We start from the raw sequence: 5,056 nt of genomic DNA, 5'->3' as shown, positions 1-5,056 counted from the left end.
TGCAACTACTGAATAAAAAGGAAATTACTGATTCTCTTTCTTCGAATGAGTCAGATTCATTATTCATTGACCCCCTTATCTCTAGCAAGCAAATAGGGGCATTTACTATTGACCTCCGATTAGGTTATGACTTTCTAGTTTCAATAATGACAAGAAAATCATCTATTGAATTGTTCCCTAGTGAAAGTAATGAAACTCATCAACCAATTAGAACATTCTTTCAAGAAACTCGACGTGATTTGGGAGAGCGATTCATTGTTTACCCGAATCAAATTGTTCTTGCAACAACTTTAGAATATATAAGTTTACCCTCTAATTTTTTTGCTGATGTTCTTTCTAGAAGTAGCTATACTCGTTTAGGTCTAACATTTAACACAATGATTCAACCAAGTTATAGAGGATGTGTTTCATTAGAATTATTCAACCATGGCAACACTCCAATTGAATTAGTTGTCGGTTCAAGAATTTGCCAACTAAGAATTTTTAAAAATGAAGTAGGTGATAACTATCTTAATGAAGAAGAAGGCCGAAAGTATTTTGGAAATGTTCGTCCAATCGTTTCAGGAGCTGAGTTAGACGCCGAATTAGAAATTTTGGAGAAAATAAGAAGAGAGGAAAAGTAATATTTTGATTATAAAATTTGTTACTTTTTAAAACTAACATAACCATATTAACACTTCATCCTATTGTTTTTTATAAGAAATAACTCAAAAAGGAAGAATCAAGAGGCCCAGTACATAATTATAATCGCTTTGAGATATAAAAACATGCTCAGTAATAGACATATCTATTGGTTCATTAGGAAACCATATCCTTGCATTTGTGACTTGAGTTTTTCCATGTATACTTCCACAACTATCACTTTTCATTAAGGAATTATCTGGTACTGGTACTGCATTATTTTTGGTTCTTATATACACGCCAGACATATAAGCAGCTTTATTTGAGGAGGCCCACAATAAAAATCCATCTCTTGCTGCAACAACAACGACTCTTTTTGGAATGATGTCTTTCCACTTTAGAGCTGCTGCCATCAAGGATACGTTATACCTATTAGCACAATGAATCAGCAATTCAATGGACACATCGTTATTCTCAGTTTGTTTTCTAAAGTCATGCAATGGCATCAATAAACATGAAGCAAATTCGTCTGCTTCAGACTCAACTTTAGCCATCAGTCCAGAATCGTATGACTCATATTTGTCAGTAGTACACGAAAACTCATTTTGTAAGCTTCGATGCAAAATGTAATGCCCAAACTCATGAGCCAAAGTAAAGTTTATCCTACCATCAGAAACCAGTGCATTATTGTATATGATCTTCCACTTTGCTTTTTTTGAATGCTTTACTAGCGCTCCTTGAAAAGCATCACTTTCAAATGATCCCGATAGTATTTCTGAAATTGGTTCGTCCGGAAACTTGGACTCAGAAATCCCCACAGCTATATCTTTAACATTCACTGGGTACCGCTCAAGCCCAAGTACAGTATCTAGTACCCTTGAAATTTTGTTTGCTTCAGCTTGCGGCCTCAAAACTTTAACCACGTTACACTAATCCTCATCATCAGCCCATACATCAACCAACTGCCGAAACTTTGCCTTCTCTTTTTGGTTAAGCTTTTGATATTTACGAAAAAAAACTTGATCATCCATATCAACATCAGCCTCAAGGCTACTACTTAGAAGAAACTCAGTCGTTACATCTAACGCCATAGCTATCTGTGCAATTTTTTCCGTAGAAGGATTCGGCTTATCTCTATTTTCAAGCTCCCACAGATAACTTTTACTTATACCAGCCATATCGGCTAAACGCTCTAGGCTGATGCCCATCTCTTTTCTTCTAGAATTTATCTTTTGTCCCAGTGGAGAAGTCATTGTTTGTCACCTCATCTCAATTGCCATCATTATAGCGAACGAATTCATACTTGTTTAGTAGGATTTATCTGCGGCTAGCCTTACGTAAGTTTTTTATAACGAACTTAAAAATACCTATTGACCGAACACTGAGTTCGATCAATACTACCACTATCGTTCGGTATATCGAACATTAATTTTAGTCGAATACTCCTACTTGAGGATTAAAAATATGAATAGTTTGGATAGTTCCCTCCCTACGGTGCAAGTTATAGTGAATGGCAACAGCATCCATCTTAAGGATCAATCACCCACCGTAGAACAGATTTTGCATGCGGCTCAATGTCGACCATCTATTGAGTATGTGCTGATCGCTAAACCTGAGATAGGCCCTACATACGAATTAGGTTTAGAGGAGGTTGTTAATCTTGCTGATGCTTCAAAATTTTACGCACGAAAAGCAGATAGCATTAGTTATTTCATACTAAACGATGAACGTTATGCTTGGTTTGATAGCATTGATGAGGGCTTACTCAGGGAATTGGGTAACATAGAAGACTCACAATCACTTTGGTTTGAACAGCAAGATGAAGCAGATATTGAGGTGAATGGAGATAAGAGTTTTAGTCTATCATCTAAAGGGATCGAGAGGTTTTACAGTAAAGCTCAACAATGGGTACTTGATGTTCACGGTGTGAAAATCACAAGTAACACGCCTCAGATTTCAGTAAGAGAGGCCCTGTCTAAGGCTGGTGTGGATCCTGACCAAGGATGGATCATTATCCTAAAGGTAAAAGATCTGCCCAAGGCACAGCTTAGCCTAAATGATATCATTGACCTAACAAGGCCTGGTATAGAAAGATTAAGATTAACGCCCGGTGCAATTAATAATGGTGAAGCCCAGATTGTACCTAACGCTTTCACATTATTAGCAAAAGACGAAGCCTTCCTTACAGAAAGTAGCTATCTTTGGCGAACTATAATAGATGGTTCGAAACGCTGGTTAATAATAGAAAACTACACACTGCCCACAGGGTACGTACAAAGTAGTTGCGCAATAGCGATCGAAATACCGGCGACCTATCCAACCTCTCAGCTCGATATGTTCTATTGCCACCCCAATTTGTCATTGTTAAGTAAGCAGACTATTCCACAAACACAGGTTATCCAAACAATTGAGGGTAAACCATACCAACGTTGGTCTAGGCACCGCAGTAATTGGTCCCCGATGAAAGATTCCGTGATTAGTCAACTTGGGGTGGTTGAAGAATCGATTATACGGGAGGTGGTTTGATGAGAAAGGGAACAACACTTGTGTTTGATGGTGTCACTCACCAGCAATTAAAAAATCACCTTATAACAAAAGATCAGAAAGAGTCTGCAGCCATTTTACTGTGCACCAATACTATCGCAAAGCCAATGAAACTACTCGTGTGTGAAGTAATTTTTGTCCCTCATAATGAGTGTGATAGGCAGGGAGACGAGTTGGTTTGGCCAGGAAGCTATTTAGAAAAAGCAATAGATCACGCGGAGTTAGATAATTTATCCATTGTAGTGATCCATTCCCATCCTGGTGGATACTGGGGCTTCTCATCACTTGATGATGAGTCTGATAAAGTCGTTATGACGTCTCTATCAATGGCTTTGCCCAGTGGTCCCCTACATGGCAGCGCCATTATGATTCCATCTGGAGCTGTCAAGGCTCGTCTATATAATCGAAGTTACGAACCACAAGATATAGAACTTGTAGCTATTTATGGAGATGATTTTCAATTTTTTTGGTCTGATGCTGAGGACACAAATCAAAGACCAATGGCTTTTAGCAACTCGATGTCCAATGAGTTAGCAAGGTTAAGCATTGCCGTAGTAGGTGTTTCAGGAACTGGAAGTATTGTTGCTGAACAATTAGCAAGAATGGGGGTTGGAAGTATAACTGTAGTAGATTACGACCGAATAGAGCATAAGAATCTTAATAGAATCCTTAATTCTAAATTGAATGATGCCGATACCGGTGAACTTAAAGTTGACTTATTTAAGAGAAGCGTAAAAAGCTTTTCACCTAATACAGATGTCACTGCTGTCCCATTTTCAATTTTCTCAAAAAAGGCGATTTATGAGGTCAGTAAAACTGATATTTTATTTTGCTGTGTAGATAGTCAAATTGGTAGAAATGTGTGTGACTTACTATCTTCCGCATTTCTAATGCCTTTATTTGATGTTGGTGTTGTTATTCCGATACGTAAGCAGCAGAACGGTAGTGAAGCGATTCTAGATATCAATATACGGATAGACTACGTTCAACCAAGAAAAAGCTCTCTTTTTGATAGAGGAGTGTACACTTCTTCTGGAGTTGCAGCTGAAGATCTCGCATCTTCTGATTTCGAACTGTATGAAAAGCGCGTTCAAGAAGGATATATGCCAGGGTCTATAGAAGAAGCACCATCTGTTATTAGTGCTAACATGAAAGCTGCTGCAATCTGCGTACAAGAATTTATATCTAGAACATATCCTTATAGGCTTAACTCTAACAGCAAATATGCTAGAACGATCGTTAGTTTAGCTGAATGTGAAAATGAATATACGGATGAAAGCTCATTCAGCTGTTCTCCATATACATCAGTGATCGCTGCAAAAGCTTTTAAAAGCCCTCTACTAGGAATTCCCGCATTGGAGGATGAAAAATGATTTTTTTTAGGTGGATATATTCATTTTTACAGAAAAAATGGCCAAAATGGTTACCATCTCGATATAAAGTAAGAACAATGCAGGGAGATCATCTTCCGAAAAATATTCCTAAAAATACAATAATTCATCTTGTCGATGAAGGTGAGAGTTGGTCCGTGGGTTTTCTTTGCCCATGTGGATGTGGTGACACGCTAGAACTCATGTTACTACCAAACGTTGAACCACATTGGAAGCTAATATTAGATGAAAATGCTACTCCAACACTATTCCCCTCCGTATGGAGAAAAAGCGGCTGCGGTTCTCATTTTTGGTTAAAGAATGGGAAAATTCAGTGGTGCGATTAAATAAGGAAATGAAATGCAAGAGAACATATTAGGAATAGTTTCGAAATACAGCGGAGAATTACCAAATTGGTTTAACAGTTTCTTTTGGAACTTACTTGCCATATTCATATTGTTAAAGTTGTTAGTAAAAACAAAAGATATATTTGAGAATAACATTTCACTGGAATCATTATT

Annotated in this window: 5 protein-coding genes; 3 read left to right on the top strand and 2 right to left on the bottom strand. The window is 37.6% G+C overall.

Annotated features, from left to right (window positions below; genetic code table 11):
• Positions 1-623, top strand: a 623-nt coding sequence (dcd, locus tag J3L11_RS18440; RefSeq protein WP_207571937.1) for a dCTP deaminase, incomplete at its 5' end; no start/stop codon positions are given.
• A gap of 84 nt (positions 624-707) precedes the next feature.
• Here the strand turns inward: dcd and J3L11_RS18435 are convergent.
• Together J3L11_RS18435 and J3L11_RS18430 are read right to left on the bottom strand one after the other, a co-directional pair.
• Entirely contained in the window at positions 708-1,544 is an 837-nt protein-coding gene (locus J3L11_RS18435; RefSeq protein WP_207571936.1) for an ImmA/IrrE family metallo-endopeptidase, read from the bottom strand.
• 6 nt (positions 1,545-1,550) lie between these two features.
• Positions 1,551-1,874 carry a helix-turn-helix transcriptional regulator gene (locus J3L11_RS18430; protein ID WP_207571935.1) on the bottom strand — a complete coding sequence of 108 codons (324 nt, stop codon included), beginning with the start codon at positions 1,872-1,874 and terminating at the stop codon, positions 1,551-1,553.
• 211 nt (positions 1,875-2,085) lie between these two features.
• On the opposite strand from J3L11_RS18430, the gene J3L11_RS18425 reads away from it, so the two are divergent.
• The gene (locus J3L11_RS18425) at positions 2,086-3,147 is read left to right on the top strand and encodes a multiubiquitin domain-containing protein (RefSeq protein WP_207571934.1); all 1,062 of its coding nucleotides are present in this window, start codon (positions 2,086-2,088) and stop codon (positions 3,145-3,147) included.
• On the top strand, positions 3,147-4,538 hold the full coding sequence (locus J3L11_RS18420) for a ThiF family adenylyltransferase (RefSeq protein ID WP_207571933.1): 1,392 nt from the start codon (positions 3,147-3,149) through the stop codon (positions 4,536-4,538). The genes J3L11_RS18425 and J3L11_RS18420 overlap by 1 nt, the downstream gene beginning before the upstream one ends.
• Positions 4,539-5,056 lie beyond the last annotated feature (518 nt).

The sequence above is a fragment of the Shewanella sp. 4t3-1-2LB genome (genome assembly GCF_017368415.1).
Lineage (GTDB): Bacteria > Pseudomonadota > Gammaproteobacteria > Enterobacterales > Shewanellaceae > Shewanella > Shewanella fodinae.
This window is presented reverse-complemented; position numbering and strand designations above follow the sequence as displayed.